The organism is Devosia sp., from assembly GCF_039927955.1.
Lineage (GTDB): Bacteria > Pseudomonadota > Alphaproteobacteria > Rhizobiales > Devosiaceae > Devosia.
Map to the genome: position 1 here is coordinate 1 of NZ_JBDSUA010000035.1, position 13,404 is coordinate 13,404.

Sequence of the window (13,404 nt, forward strand, 5' to 3'; positions counted from 1 at the left end):
CAAGGATGGCGAATGCGACGACCCGCGCTTCATCGGCTCGGCCGCTGCCGAGGCTCCTGAAGACGTCGATACCATGCACGATGCCACCGACTGCAAGACCGCCTTTGAAGCCGGCACGGTGACGGTCAAGACTGCCGCCGTCGACGGCCCCACACCCACACTTGCCGATGTCGATTTCGGCGATGACACGGGTCAATACCCCAAGGACGGCGAATGCGACGATCCGCGCTTTACCGGCACGGCCGCCGCTGACGAACCCGATGACGCCGATATCAGGAAGGACGCCACCGACTGCAAGGCGGCGTTCGGTGCCGGCACCGTGACCCTCAAGGGCGACGGCACCACTGCGGCCGTCGATTTCGGCAGCGACACCAGCAAATATGCCAAGGACGGCGAGTGCGACGATCCACGCTTCACCGGCCCGGGCACCGACAAGAAGCTGCTGGCCGAAGACAAGATGGCCGACGCCACCGACTGCCAGGCCCTGCTCAATGCCGGCAGCGTCACGCTGCGCGCGGTGTTCGACCCGAACTATGTCGCTGGCGCCCCCTATGATCCGGGCACCATCGACTTCGGCGACAATGCCTCAAGCTATGCCAGCGACGGCGAATGCGACGACCCGCGCTTTGAAGGCCCGGGCCTGGCCGATAGCCCCGTTGCCGAAAACAAGTGGCACGACCACGACGACTGCCTCGCTGCCTTCCAGGCCGGCACGGTCGCACTGGCGCAGTAGCCAGCCGCACGCAAAGCAAAAGGCGGGTCCGCAAGGGCCCGCCTTTTTGTTTGCCGAATGATCACGCCATATCTGGGCAGAAATTCGCTCGGGTGAGTCAGCTGGCGCAGTCGGCGAGAACCCGAGCGAAGCGTACCTGAAGGTCCGTGAGCACCGGAAGCGCTGGCGGCCACGTCAACTGGCCGCCAGAGTAGATTTATGCCTAGATATGGATGGCGCCGTCGCCCAGCGACAGGGCCGCTTCGCGCACCGCTTCCGACAGGGTCGGATGCGCATGCGTCGTTCGCGCCAGGTCTTCGGCAGCGCCGGAAAATTCCATCAGCACCACCAGTTCATGGATCATCTCGCCGGCATTCTTGCCGATGATATGGGCGCCCAGCACCCGATCAGTAGCGACGTCGGCGAGAATTTTCACAAAGCCCTGGGTCGCCAGCATCGCCTTGGCGCGACCATTGGCGGTGAACGGGAACTTGCCGATCTTGTAGTCGATCCCGGCAGCTTTCAATTCATCCTCGGTGGCGCCGACCGAAGCGATTTCCGGATTGGTGTAAACCACTGCCGGCATCGCCTTGTAGTTCACATGGCCAGCCTGACCGACCAGGATTTCGGCCACCGCAATGCCTTCGTCCTCGGCCTTGTGGGCCAGCATCGGGCCGGCGATCACGTCGCCAATGGCGTAGATTCCGTCAACCGATGTCTTGTAGTGCTGATCGACGCGCACGCGACCGCGCTCATCCAGCGCGACGCCGACAATATCGAGCCCCAGCCCTTCGGTGAACGGCTTGCGACCAATTGAAACCAGCGCCACATCGGCGTCGAGGATTTCCATGTCGCCGCCCTTGGCCGGCTCGATCCGTACCTTGAGCCCGCCATTGTCATCCTTGTCGATGCCGGCAACCTTGCTCGATAGCTTGAATTCCATGCCCTGCTTTTGCAGCATACGCTGGAACTGCCGCGCCACTTCGCTATCCATGCCGGGCAGGATGCGGTCGAGATATTCCACCACGGTCACCTGCGAACCCAGCCGTGCCCAGACCGAACCCAGTTCGAGCCCGATCACACCGGCGCCGATCACCAGCAGCTTGCCCGGCACCTTGTCCAGCGTCAGCGCGCCGGTCGAGGTGACGATCTGGGTTTCGTCGATGGCAATGCCCGGCAGGTTGGCCGAAACCGAACCGGTGGCGATGACGATATTCTTGGTTTCGACCTCGATGGTCGGCCCGCTGGCCGGCGTCACCAGCACCTTGCCGGGCGCCGCAATGGTGCCGGTGCCGCGCAGCGTGGTGATCTTGTTCTTCTTGAACAGGTATTCCACCCCGCCGACATTGGCGGTCACGGTTTCGGACTTGTGGTTCATCATCTGCGCCAGGTTCAGCACTGGCGACGGAATATCGATGCCCAGCTGTTTGAACTGATGCCCCGCCTCCTCGAACAGTTCCGAAGCATGCAGCAGCGCCTTGGAGGGGATGCAGCCGATATTGAGGCAGGTGCCGCCCAGCGTCGCCCATTTCTCGACCACGGCGACCTTGAGCCCGAGCTGGGCGGCGCGGATCGCTGCCACATAGCCGCCCGGTCCAGAACCGATGATTACCAGGTCGAATGCGTCTGCCATGATCGTGAGCCCCAACTCGAATTAATGCTGCTGTGCCACCGCCACGCGGACGGCCAGAATGATGAATGTAATGCCGGTGACCCGATTAAACCACCGTCCCAGCCGGAAAAACCCTTGCCGGACACTGGGGGTTGTAAAGAAAACCGAGACCAGTGCGAACCAGGCAAAAAGCATCATGCTCATGCACACAACGTAAAACACCTTGATGTCGCCCGAAGTGTGCGCCGAGACCAGCGTGGTGAACAGCGCCAGGAAAAACAGCACCGCCTTGGGGTTCAACAGGTTGGTGAGGAACCCCAGTGCAAAGGCCGAAAAATCGCTGCGCTTGACCTCGATGGCGTCGAGGTTTTCCGGCGCCTTGGGCGGCTCACCACGCAGGGCCGAAATGGCGAGGAACAGCAGATAGGCAGCGCCTGCCCATTTGAGGACGTTGAAGAACAGCAGCGATTGCCCGACGATCACCCCGACCCCGAGCAGCGTATAACTGCCATGGACCAGAATGGAGGTGGCAACGCCCGCCGAGGTGAACAGCGCCTGCCGCCGTCCGCGCGCGATCGACTGGCGCAGCACCATGGCAAAGTCGGCACCCGGAATAACCGCATTGATCAGAAACGCCAGCATCAGCCCCGCAAATTCCAGCCATGGAAAGCTCATCAGAACGCCACTCCCAAAAACATCAGCACCAACCCAAGGGCAGACACGCACCACACCCCGCTGCGTACATAAGGCACGCCGCCGACATAAAGCGGCAGATAAACCCATCGCGCCCAGAAGTATAGCTGCCCGCCCCAAAAGGTCAGCCCATCGGCGCGATTGGCCAGTTCCGCGGCCAGGGCGAGCGCCACAAACACCGCATAGGTCTCGAGCAGATTGCGCAGCGCCCGTGCGGCCCGCCCGGCATATTTCTCGGGCGGCCGTTCGCCATCACGCGCCGTCGCGGCATAACCGACACCATAGTCAAACCGATACAGCAGCGACTGCGCCCCGATATATCCGGCAAACAGCGTCGTGCTCCACACCAGCAGCGTCAGGCCCGGGGTCATGGCGTGCATCCGTTCAGGGTAAACACGTCGCCTGGCTCGCGCGCCTGACCTAACGGGCAGTCAACCGCACTTGCCGGCATCGCTAACCCTGTCGCCAGTATCAAACTGCGCTTGCCCACCTGCACCCTCACCGAATCTGTTGCGCCACTCTATCCGATGGTGCCCGCCTGCCAAGGCGAGCCGCCTTCAGCTCTGCAAGGGACCCACTCCATAGCGCCCCAGAATATTGCCCGACCCGGCAAAAGTGCGCGATTCAAGCAGCTTGAGGGCAACCGGCGGACGGTCCGGAAAAATCGGTTTGCCCGCACCCCCGATCAACGGGAAAAACATCAGATGCAACTCATCGACCAGTCCGTGCATCAGCAGGTCATTCCACAGCAGCCGGCTCAGCAGCACCAGGATATCGCCATCACCCTGCGTCTTCAGCGCCGCGATCTCGCGATGGGCATCGGCCCGGCTGATGATCTGCGTATTGCTCCACGGCGCCAGCTCGGCTTCCCCCAACCTGTCGGAAATCACCAGCTTGGGGATTGCCGCGAAACGGGCCGCGATCGCCCGGCGGATCGCCGTGGCGTTCGGATCAGCCGGCACGCCGGTCCAGTACTGTTTGTTGCCCAGGAACGCATTGTGGCTCAGCAGCAGGAAATCGGCCGCCTCGAAGCGTTCCATGTTGAAATGGTCATAGCTGTCATCGCCGCGATAATCGGGGTGAAAATACTGAAACAGCGGCCCGATATCGCCGTCCGGGCCATCGAAAAGCCCATCAAGGGTCAGGAAATTGCTGACAACCAGCTTGCGCATCATCGATCTCCGGACTGTTTCAGTCCAGTCGATCACCCGCGTCCGGTTTGGGCAAGTCACCTATTCGGCGGCGATTGCCTGCGCCTTGGCCAGCACGGCCGGCAATTGCTTGTCGATATCGAGCGTGCCGTCCTCGACCTGCGCCACAAAACCCTTGCAGAACGAGCCCTTGTCCTCGGCCTGGTTATAGGCCGCCATGATCTGCTCGCCGCCATAGGTCTTGGCCGCATCCACCTGGCCCGGCGCGGCCCCGCCCAGCCGCACGATCACCCGATCGGCCAGGTCGAGAAAGCCGATATTGCGCAGATACCAATTGTCCGAGGCAGCCTGATAGGCGCTGTCGAGCCCGGTGTTTTCATAGCAATGCGTCGTCATCGCCGACACGATGGCCTCGGTACCGTGAAACGCCACCAGCTCACCCACCAGCTTTGGATCGAGATCCTGCGCTGTCGCCACGCCGACCGGACATAGCAACAGCCCGGCCAGACAGATTTTTAAGAACTTCAACCAACTACTCCGACGCCATTTGCGCACGCGACCATACCAAGGCCTCTTAGCGATAAATGCTTGCCCAGAACCTTCAAATCGTTAGCAGGCTCATCAATTTTGGCGGAGCGGGCGCTTTTCCCCGCTGTCCTGCCTCATGGCAGGCTGCCGCAACTGCGACAAACAAAAAGGGCGCGGGAATATGGCCCGCGCCCTTAAATTCAAATCCGAACCAAAGCCTAGAGGTCGAGGACCAGGCGTTCCGGCGATTCCAGGCTTTCCTTGACGCGCACCAGGAAGGTCACGGCTTCCTTGCCATCGACAATGCGGTGGTCATAGCTCAGCGCCAGATACATCATCGGGCGGATCACCACCTGGCCATTGAGCGCAATCGGACGTTCCTGGATCTTGTGCATGCCCAGAATACCCGACTGCGGGGCATTCAGGATCGGCGTCGACATCAGCGAGCCATAGACGCCACCATTGGTAATGGTGAAGGTGCCGCCCTGCATGTCGGCCATCGACAGGCCACCATCGCGGGCCAGCTTGCCCAGCCGGCCGATATCCTTTTCGATGCCGGCAATCGACATCTGATCGGCATCGCGCACCACTGGCACCACCAGGCCCTTTTCGGTGCCCACGGCAACGCCGATATGGGCGTACTTCTTGTAGATCAGGTCATCGCCATCGATCTCGGCATTGACCGAGGGGATTTCCTTGAGCGCGTGCACCACGGCCTTGGTGAAAAAGCCCATGAAGCCCAGCTTCACGCCATGCTTTTTCTCGAACAATTCCTTGTAGGAATTGCGCAGGTCCATGATCGGCTTCATGTCCACTTCGTTGAACGTGGTCAGCATCGCTGCCGTGTTCTGCGCATCCTTGAGGCGGCGCGCGATGGTCTGGCGCAGCCGGGTCATCTTGACGCGTTCTTCACGCGATGCGTCGTCCACCGAAACCGGCGCGCGTGGCGCAGCCGGAACCTTGGGCGCAGGCACCGGAGCGGCGGCTGGCTTGGGCGCTTCGGCAACAGCTGGAGCGGGCGCTGCCGCAGCCGGACGGGCCAGCGCGGTCAGCACATCTTCCTTGAGCACCTGGCCATGCTTGCCAGAACCATCAATGGACGAACCATTAAGGCCGTTTTCGCTGATCATCTTCTGCGCCGATGGTGCCGGTGGCACCGAGGCGGCCGCAGCAGGCCTGATTGGCTCCGGACCGGCGGCATTGGCCGCCGGCACTTCGGCCTTGGCTTCCACCGGCTTTGCCGCAATGGCGGCCCCAGCGGCGGCGATAGCACCGAGCAGCGCACCGACGTCAACGGTTTCGCCCGGCTGGGCGGCAATCGCTTCGAGCACCCCGCCAGCCGGAGCCGGCACTTCGATGGTCACCTTGTCGGTTTCCAGTTCGACGATGGGCTCATCGGCATTGACCGTATCGCCCACCTTCTTGAACCATTGACCGATGGTTGCTTCGCTGACGCTCTCGCCAAGGGTCGGCACCCGGATTTCTGTCGACATATTTTTGATCCTTTGTGGCAGCGCCTACTTGGAGAATGCTTCTTCGAGGAACGCAGCAAGCTGCGCAAGGTGGGTTCGCATCAGGCCGGTTGCGGTCGAAGCCGAAGCCGGGCGGCCGACATAGCGGACGCGCTGGTTGGTCCGGCCCATCTGGTCGAGCACCCATTCCACGTATGGCTGGATGAACGCCCAGTAGCCCATGTTCTTGGGCTCTTCCTGGCACCAGACGATCTCGGCATTCTTGAAACGGTTGAGCTCATCGAGCACCGCCTTGGCCGGGAACGGATAGAGCTGTTCGATGCGCAGCAGGTACACATCATTGAGCCCGCGCTTTTCGCGATCTTCCAGCAGGTCATAATAGACCTTGCCCGAACACAGAACGACACGGCGGATTTCGTTGTCCGGTGCCAGCTTGATCGTGGTCTTGGGCAGGCCGGGCGATTCCGCATCGTCCCACAACAGGCGATGGAAGCACGAGTCCGCACCCATTTCCGCCAGGCCCGACACCGCACGCTTGTGGCGCAGCAGCGACTTCGGCGTCATCAGGATCAGCGGCTTGCGGAAGTCGCGAGTGACCTGGCGGCGCAGCACGTGGAAATAGTTGGCGGGCGTGGTGCAGTTGGCAACCTGCATATTGTCTTCGGCACACAGCTGCAGGAAGCGTTCGGGACGAGCTGAAGAATGCTCGGGGCCCTGGCCTTCATAGCCATGCGGCAACAGCATCACCAGGCCGGACATGCGGAACCATTTGCGCTCGCCCGAGGAGATGAACTGGTCGATCACCACCTGCGCGCCGTTGACGAAATCGCCGAACTGGGCTTCCCAGATCGTCAATGCGCGCGGCTCAGCCAGCGAATAACCGTATTCGAAGCCGAGCACGGCTTCTTCCGACAGCATCGAATTGATGACTTCGTAGCGTGCCTGATCCTCGGCCAGCTTGTTGAGCGGGGTATAGGTCTTGTTGTCCACGAGCTGGTCATTGAGCACCGAATGGCGCTGGCTGAAGGTGCCACGTTCGCTGTCCTGACCGCTGAGGCGCACCGGATGACCTTCGGTCACCAAGGTGCCGAATGCCAGGGCTTCCGCCGTCGCCCAGTCGATGCCTTCACCCGATTCGATCGCCGACAGGCGGTTATCGAGGAAGCGCTTGACCGTCTTGTGGACGTTGAAATCAGCCGGCACCTGCGTCAGCTTGGTGCCGATCTTGGCCAGCGTATCGATGGCGACGCCAGAATCGCCACGACGCGGACCATCCTGCTCGGCTGGCCGGAAATCCTTCCACTGGCCATCAAGCCAGTCGGCCTTGTTCGGGCGATAGTCCTGCCCGGCTTCGAACTCGCGTTCCAGCGTGGCGCGCCACTCGCTCTTGAGTGTGTCCACGTCCGCAGCCGTCAGCACGCCTTGGCTCACCAGCTTTTCAGCATAGATTTCCAGCGTCGTCTTGTGGGCGCGGATCTTGGTGTACATCAGCGGCTGGGTGAACGATGGCTCGTCGCCTTCATTGTGCCCGAAGCGGCGATAGCAGAACATGTCCACCACCACCGGCTTGCCAAAGCGCTGGCGGAATTCGATCGCCACCTTGGTGGCAAACACCACCGCTTCCGGATCGTCACCATTCACATGGAACACCGGCGCTTCGATCATCTTGGCAACGTCGGTCGGGTACGGCGACGAGCGCGAATACATCGGGCTCGTGGTGAACCCGATCTGGTTGTTGATGACGAAATGCAGCGAGCCACCGGTGCGGTGACCCTTGAGGCCCGACAGGCCCAGGCATTCGGCAATCACGCCCTGGCCAGCAAAGGCGGCATCGCCATGCAGCAGCAATGGCAGCACCATCGAGCGGTCCGGCTTGCCCTCGGTCTGCACATTGATCAGCTTCGCGTCGGGCGAAATATGCTGGTCCTGCTTGGCGCGGGCCTTGCCCAGCACCACCGGATCGACGATTTCGAGATGGCTCGGATTGGCCGTCAGCGACAGATGCACCTTGTTGCCGTCGAACTCGCGGTCCGACGAGGCGCCAAGGTGGTACTTGACGTCGCCCGAGCCTTCCACGTCCTCGGGATAGAACGCGCCACCCTTGAACTCATGGAACAGCGCCCGGTGCGGCTTGTGCATCACCTGGGTCAGAACGTTGAGGCGCCCGCGATGGGCCATGCCCAGAACGATGTCCTTGATGCCCAGCGCACCGCCACGCTTGATGATCTGTTCGAGCGCCGGGATCAGCGCTTCCGAACCATCAAGGCCAAAGCGCTTGGTGCCGGTGTACTTGACGTCGAGGAACTTCTCGAAGCCCTCGGCCTCGATCAGCTTGTTCAGGATTGCCTTCTTGCCCTCGGGCGTGAAGGTGATTTCCTTGTCTGGCCCCTCGATCCGCTCCTGCAGCCACTGCTTGGCCTCGGGATCGGAGATGTGCATGAATTCAAGGCCCACCGTGCCGCAATAGGTGCGTTCCAGAATCGCCAGCATTTCCGGGATGGTGGCGGATTCCAGCCCCAGATAGTTATCGAGGAAAATCTTGCGGCCGTAGTCGGCTTCGGTGAAACCGTAGCTCTTGGGGTCCAGCTCCGGCGCCGGCTCGTCGGCCTTGAGCTTGAGCGGATCAAGATCGGCATGCAGGTGCCCGCGCATGCGATAGGCCCGGATCATCATGATGGCGCGGATCGAATCACGGGTCGCCTGGAACACATCGGCGGCGGTCGCGGCTGGCGCGCCCACGGCTTCTGCCTTCTTGGCAACGACCTTTTCGACCTTTACCGCGATCTCGCCCCAGTTGCCGTCCATGGCCGAAACCAGTTCGCCATTGGCAGCCTGCGGCCAGTCCTTGCGGGCCCAGCTCGGGCCATCGGCGCTCTTTTGGGCATCCGAACCCTTATCGTCGAGCGTATTGAAAAAGCTCGCCCAGGTCGGATCGACGCTTGTCGGATCGGTCTTGAACTTGGAATAGAGCTGCTCGATATAATCGGCGTTCCCACCATAGAGGAACGAAGTCAGCAAGAACGTGTCGTTCTTTTCCTGTCGTGTCATCGCTTTGTTACGAGGCGCACGCCCCGCCATCCTTCTCAACGGACCGGTAAGCACCGGCCTCACATGCAGTCAAAGATCGCGCGCGATCATGACCGGGTTTCCTTAGTATCCTGTTAAGACTTGCGGCGCCCCTTCGGGCGCCACCGCTCTTCAAAGTGTGATCAGTGCCATCCACGCGGCGTGGCTTAGCACCAAATCATGTCGAATGCCCGACAGACTATTGTCGTAGGGCAGACGAGTTCCGAGCACTCGATGCGAGTTTTCGCCGCCCGGTTACTCAGCCAGCCTTAGCCTTTAAGAACTTCGGCCAGCGTCTTGCCGATCCGCGCCGGAGAAGCGGCAACCTTGATGCCTGCTGCCTCCATCGCCGCGATCTTGTCTTCGGCCCCGCCCTTACCGCCCGAAATTACGGCGCCAGCATGGCCCATCGTGCGTCCCTTTGGCGCCGTCAGCCCGGCAATGAAGCCAGCCATCGGCTTTTTGCGGCCCTTCTTGGCTTCATCGATCAGGAACTGGGCTGCGTCCTCTTCGGCCGAACCACCGATTTCGCCGATCATGATGATCGACTTGGTCGCCTCGTCGGCCAGGAACAGCTCCAGGATATCGATGAATTCGGTGCCCTTGACCGGGTCGCCGCCGATCCCGACAGCGGTAGTCTGGCCAAGGCCTTCATTGGTGGTCTGGAACACTGCTTCATAGGTAAGCGTGCCGGAGCGCGAAACAATACCGACCGAACCCTTGGAAAAGATCGAACCGGGCATGATGCCGATCTTGCATTCTTCCGGCGTCAACACGCCCGGGCAGTTCGGACCCAGCAGCCGCGACTTGGATTTTTCCAGTGCGCGCTTGACCCGCACCATGTCCAGCACCGGGATGCCTTCGGTAATGCAAACGATCAGTTCGATTTCGGCATCGATGGCTTCCAGGATGGCTTCGGCAGCGCCGGGAGGCGGCACATAGATCACCGAGGCATTGGCGCCGGTCTTGGATTTGCCTTCGGCAACCGAGGCAAACACCGGCAGCGATGCCGAAGCGTCAACGCCCGAAGTCCAGGTCTCACCGGCCTTCTTGGGGTTCACGCCGCCCACCATCTGCGTGCCGTAATAGGCCAGCGCCTGTTCGGTATGGAAGGTGCCGGTCTTGCCGGTCAGGCCCTGGACAAGAACCTTGGTGTTTTTATTGACGAGGATCGACATCGATAAAAATTCCGTCTGTTTGGGACGCTGGGCGTCCGATGCAGTTTATGAGGCGCCGAGGGCGCCGATTAGGGGTTCGGTACGGCAGCAGACCGCGCCGTAAATGTCGTCAATTGCAGCGCAAACGCATCAGCGGTCTGGCTCGCCAGCAGCAGATAATCGCGCCCGGTTTCAGCGCCCTGCCAGGTGCCATATTCGCCGCCATCGACCGCCTGCACCGCGCCGCTCAGACGCGGCAGGTCGTTGAGCGTGAGCACGCCCAGATTTGCGGCGGGCGACTGCACGTCCATGCGGCAATAGCCCAGCGTCTGTCCGGGATAGGTTTCGACCAGGCCGAACAGCGTCACGTCGCCAACGCCCTCGATGGTCTTGGTGGCATTGTAGATGTGAGCATAGACGGTGTCGGACTGGCCTTCGCTGGCGGTCCAGCCCTGCGCTGTCGCCCACTCCACGATCAACACATCGCCGGACGCAAACTTTTCGCACGTATCCAGCAATTGCGCGGCGCGGGCTTCGCCCTTGGTCTTGGCAACAGCCGGGGTCACCGCCAGCGCGGCAACCAGGAGCAAAACCAGGGCGGCGCGCACCGCCTTAGCCCTTCACCGCCGCGACGATCTTCTGGGCGGCATCGTCCAGGTCGTCGGCCGAAATCACGTTAAGACCCGACTGGTCGAGGATGGCCTTGCCTTCCTTGACGCGGGTGCCTTCCAGGCGCACCACCAGCGGCACCTTGAGGCCGACTTCCTTGACCGCAGCGATCACGCCTTCGGCGATCACGTCGCAGCGCATGATACCGCCAAAGATGTTGACCAGGATGCCTTCGACAGCCGGATCGGCAGTGATGATCTTGAACGCCGCAGTCACCTTCTCCTTGGTAGCGCCGCCGCCAACGTCAAGGAAGTTTGCCGGTTCCGCGCCATAGAGCTTGATGATGTCCATGGTCGACATGGCCAGGCCCGCGCCATTGACCATGCAGCCGATATTGCCGTCGAGCGCCACATAGGCGAGGTCATACTTGGACGCCTCGATTTCCTTGGCATCTTCCTCGCTCATGTCGCGCAAAGGCTTGAGATCTTCGTGGCGGAACGCGGCGTTGTTGTCAAAGCTCACCTTGGCATCGAGCACGCGCAGATGCCCGTCGGTCATCACGATCAGCGGATTGACCTCGAGCAGGCTCATGTCGGTATCGATGAAGGCCTTGTAGAGGATGGGAAACAGCGAGCCGGCATCGGCCTTGGCATCGCCGGTCAGGCCCAGCGCCGTTGCCAGCGTTTCCACATCGGCCTTGGTCACGCCGGTATCGGGGTCGATCGGCAGCGAGATGATCTTTTCCGGGGTGTGTTCGGCAACCGCTTCGATGTCCATGCCGCCTTCGGTCGAGACCACGAAGGCGACGCGGCCCGAGGTACGATCGACCAGCAGCGAGCAGTACAGCTCCTTGGAGATGTCAGCACCGTCTTCGATATAGAGGCGATTGACCTGCTTGCCGGCATCGCCGGTCTGCTTGGTCACCAGCGTATTGCCCAGCATTTCCTTGGAAAATGCCACCACGTCGTCGATGGTCTTGGCCAGGCGCACGCCGCCCTTGGCGTCGGGCCCAAGTTCCTTGAACTTGCCCTTGCCACGGCCACCGGCATGGATCTGGCTCTTGACCACATAAAGCGGACCCGGCAGCGACTTGGCGGCCGCGGCAGCTTCATCGGCCGAAAAAATCACCGCCCCGGCAGCAACCGGTGCGCCAAACGACTTCAGCAGCGCCTTGGCCTGATGTTCATGGATATTCATGGATGCGTCCCTTTGATGGGTGAAATCGTGTCGCGGCTAGTCGCTAGACTAGCACCGCGTCATTCCTGTGAAAGCTGGATTTTGGAAATCGCCTCGGCATTGAAGCGGTCGGTCATTCTGCAACGTCACCAGCAGACCTCTTGGTGCGTGTCCACCGCAGCAGTGGAACAATTTGGCCCGGTCTTTGGAGACCGGGCCGGGAAACATTACGCCAGCTTGGGCGCGATCTTCTTGCAGGCTTCGATCAGCCCATGAACAGCTGCCACCGACTTGTCGAAGGCCTTCTGTTCGGCTGAATTGAGCGAGATTTCGATGACCTTTTCAGCGCCACCGGCGCCGATCACCACTGGCACCCCGACATAGGTACCCTTGACGCCATACTGGCCATCGAGAAAGGCCGCCGCCGGCAGCACGCGTTTCTTGTCCTTGAGATAGCTTTCAGCCATCGCAATGGCCGACGTCGCCGGCGCGTAGAACGCCGAACCGGTCTTGAGCAGGCCGACAATTTCGGCGCCGCCATCGCGGGTGCGCTGGATGATGGCGTCGAGCTTGTCCTTGCTCAGCCAGCCCATCTTGACGATATCGGTCAAGGGAATGCCGGCAACGGTCGAATAGCGCGCCAGCGGCACCATGGTGTCGCCATGGCCGCCCATCACGAAGGCGGTGACATCCTCGACCGAAACCTTGAGCTCATCGGCAATGAAATGGCAGAAGCGCGACGAGTCGAGCACGCCGGCCATGCCAATGACCTGATTGGTTGGCAGGCCCGAGAACTTCTGCAGCGCCCACACCATCGCATCGAGCGGGTTGGTGATGCAGATCACGAAAGCCTTGGGCGCATATTTGGCGATACCCGCGCCAACCTGTTCCATCACCTTGAGATTGATTTCGAGCAGGTCGTCGCGGCTCATGCCCGGCTTGCGCGGCACGCCGGCGGTGACGATCACCACATCGGCGCCCTTGAGATCTTCGTATTTCGAGGTGCCGGTGATCTTGGCGTCGTAGCCTTCCACCGGTGCCGACTGAGAAATATCCAGCGCCTTGCCCTGCGGCACGCCGTCGACAATGTCGAACAGCACGATATCGCCCAGGTCCTTCAGGGCGGCCAGATGAGCAAGAGTTCCACCGATCTGCCCTGATCCGATGAGAGCGATCTTTTTGCGCGCCATAAGCGGTAATCCCCGACTGCGTTGATTTGGCGCAGTTC

The 13,404-nt window shown here is 61.4% G+C and carries 12 protein-coding genes; 1 reads left to right on the forward strand and 11 read right to left on the reverse strand.

Annotated features, from left to right (window positions below; genetic code table 11):
- A partial coding sequence (locus ABIT12_RS09895; protein ID WP_348045423.1) for a hypothetical protein occupies positions 1-733 on the forward strand: 733 nt, incomplete at its 5' end.
- A gap of 202 nt (positions 734-935) precedes the next feature.
- On the opposite strand, the gene lpdA is transcribed toward ABIT12_RS09895, so the two are convergent.
- The 11 genes from lpdA to mdh form a co-directional block, all read right to left on the reverse strand.
- The gene (lpdA, locus tag ABIT12_RS09900; protein ID WP_348045425.1) at positions 936-2,345 is read right to left on the reverse strand and encodes a dihydrolipoyl dehydrogenase; all 1,410 of its coding nucleotides are present in this window, start codon (positions 2,343-2,345) and stop codon (positions 936-938) included.
- A gap of 21 nt (positions 2,346-2,366) precedes the next feature.
- On the reverse strand, positions 2,367-2,999 hold the full coding sequence (locus ABIT12_RS09905; protein WP_348045427.1) for a LysE family transporter: 633 nt from the start codon (positions 2,997-2,999) through the stop codon (positions 2,367-2,369).
- Positions 2,999-3,388 (reverse strand): MAPEG family protein, encoded by a 390-nt coding sequence (locus ABIT12_RS09910; protein ID WP_348045429.1) that lies wholly within the window; start codon positions 3,386-3,388, stop codon positions 2,999-3,001. The genes ABIT12_RS09905 and ABIT12_RS09910 overlap by 1 nt, the downstream gene beginning before the upstream one ends.
- A gap of 186 nt (positions 3,389-3,574) precedes the next feature.
- Positions 3,575-4,189 carry a dihydrofolate reductase family protein gene (locus tag ABIT12_RS09915; RefSeq protein WP_348045431.1) on the reverse strand — a complete coding sequence of 205 codons (615 nt, stop codon included), beginning with the start codon at positions 4,187-4,189 and terminating at the stop codon, positions 3,575-3,577.
- Between the two features lie 60 nt (positions 4,190-4,249).
- Positions 4,250-4,696, reverse strand: coding sequence for a hypothetical protein (locus tag ABIT12_RS09920; protein ID WP_348045433.1), 447 nt, complete (start codon positions 4,694-4,696; stop codon positions 4,250-4,252).
- Between the two features lie 218 nt (positions 4,697-4,914).
- Positions 4,915-6,189: a 2-oxoglutarate dehydrogenase complex dihydrolipoyllysine-residue succinyltransferase gene (gene odhB, locus ABIT12_RS09925; protein WP_348045435.1), complete on the reverse strand. Its 1,275-nt coding sequence runs from the start codon at positions 6,187-6,189 to the stop codon at positions 4,915-4,917.
- Between the two features lie 24 nt (positions 6,190-6,213).
- The gene (locus ABIT12_RS09930; protein ID WP_348045437.1) at positions 6,214-9,216 is read right to left on the reverse strand and encodes a 2-oxoglutarate dehydrogenase E1 component; all 3,003 of its coding nucleotides are present in this window, start codon (positions 9,214-9,216) and stop codon (positions 6,214-6,216) included.
- 287 nt (positions 9,217-9,503) lie between these two features.
- The gene (gene sucD, locus ABIT12_RS09935; protein ID WP_348045439.1) at positions 9,504-10,412 is read right to left on the reverse strand and encodes a succinate--CoA ligase subunit alpha; all 909 of its coding nucleotides are present in this window, start codon (positions 10,410-10,412) and stop codon (positions 9,504-9,506) included.
- 68 nt (positions 10,413-10,480) lie between these two features.
- Positions 10,481-10,999 (reverse strand): hypothetical protein, encoded by a 519-nt coding sequence (locus ABIT12_RS09940; RefSeq protein ID WP_348045441.1) that lies wholly within the window; start codon positions 10,997-10,999, stop codon positions 10,481-10,483.
- A 4-nt stretch (positions 11,000-11,003) separates the two neighbouring features.
- A complete protein-coding gene (sucC, locus tag ABIT12_RS09945; protein ID WP_348045443.1) occupies positions 11,004-12,197 on the reverse strand; it encodes an ADP-forming succinate--CoA ligase subunit beta in 1,194 nt (397 codons plus the stop codon).
- Between the two features lie 206 nt (positions 12,198-12,403).
- A complete protein-coding gene (mdh, locus tag ABIT12_RS09950; protein ID WP_348045445.1) occupies positions 12,404-13,366 on the reverse strand; it encodes a malate dehydrogenase in 963 nt (320 codons plus the stop codon).
- Positions 13,367-13,404 lie beyond the last annotated feature (38 nt).

Coding starts and splice junctions, on each gene's coding strand:
- ABIT12_RS09930 (WP_348045437.1), bottom strand. CDS start 9,216: ATGACACGACAGGAAAAGAACGACACGTTCTTGCTGACTTCGTTCCTC.
- sucC (WP_348045443.1), bottom strand. CDS start 12,197: ATGAATATCCATGAACATCAGGCCAAGGCGCTGCTGAAGTCGTTTGGC.
- mdh (WP_348045445.1), bottom strand. CDS start 13,366: ATGGCGCGCAAAAAGATCGCTCTCATCGGATCAGGGCAGATCGGTGGA.
- odhB (WP_348045435.1), bottom strand. CDS start 6,189: ATGTCGACAGAAATCCGGGTGCCGACCCTTGGCGAGAGCGTCAGCGAA.
- sucD (WP_348045439.1), bottom strand. CDS start 10,412: ATGTCGATCCTCGTCAATAAAAACACCAAGGTTCTTGTCCAGGGCCTG.
- lpdA (WP_348045425.1), bottom strand. CDS start 2,345: ATGGCAGACGCATTCGACCTGGTAATCATCGGTTCTGGACCGGGCGGC.
- ABIT12_RS09905 (WP_348045427.1), bottom strand. CDS start 2,999: ATGAGCTTTCCATGGCTGGAATTTGCGGGGCTGATGCTGGCGTTTCTG.
- ABIT12_RS09915 (WP_348045431.1), bottom strand. CDS start 4,189: ATGCGCAAGCTGGTTGTCAGCAATTTCCTGACCCTTGATGGGCTTTTC.
- ABIT12_RS09910 (WP_348045429.1), bottom strand. CDS start 3,388: ATGACCCCGGGCCTGACGCTGCTGGTGTGGAGCACGACGCTGTTTGCC.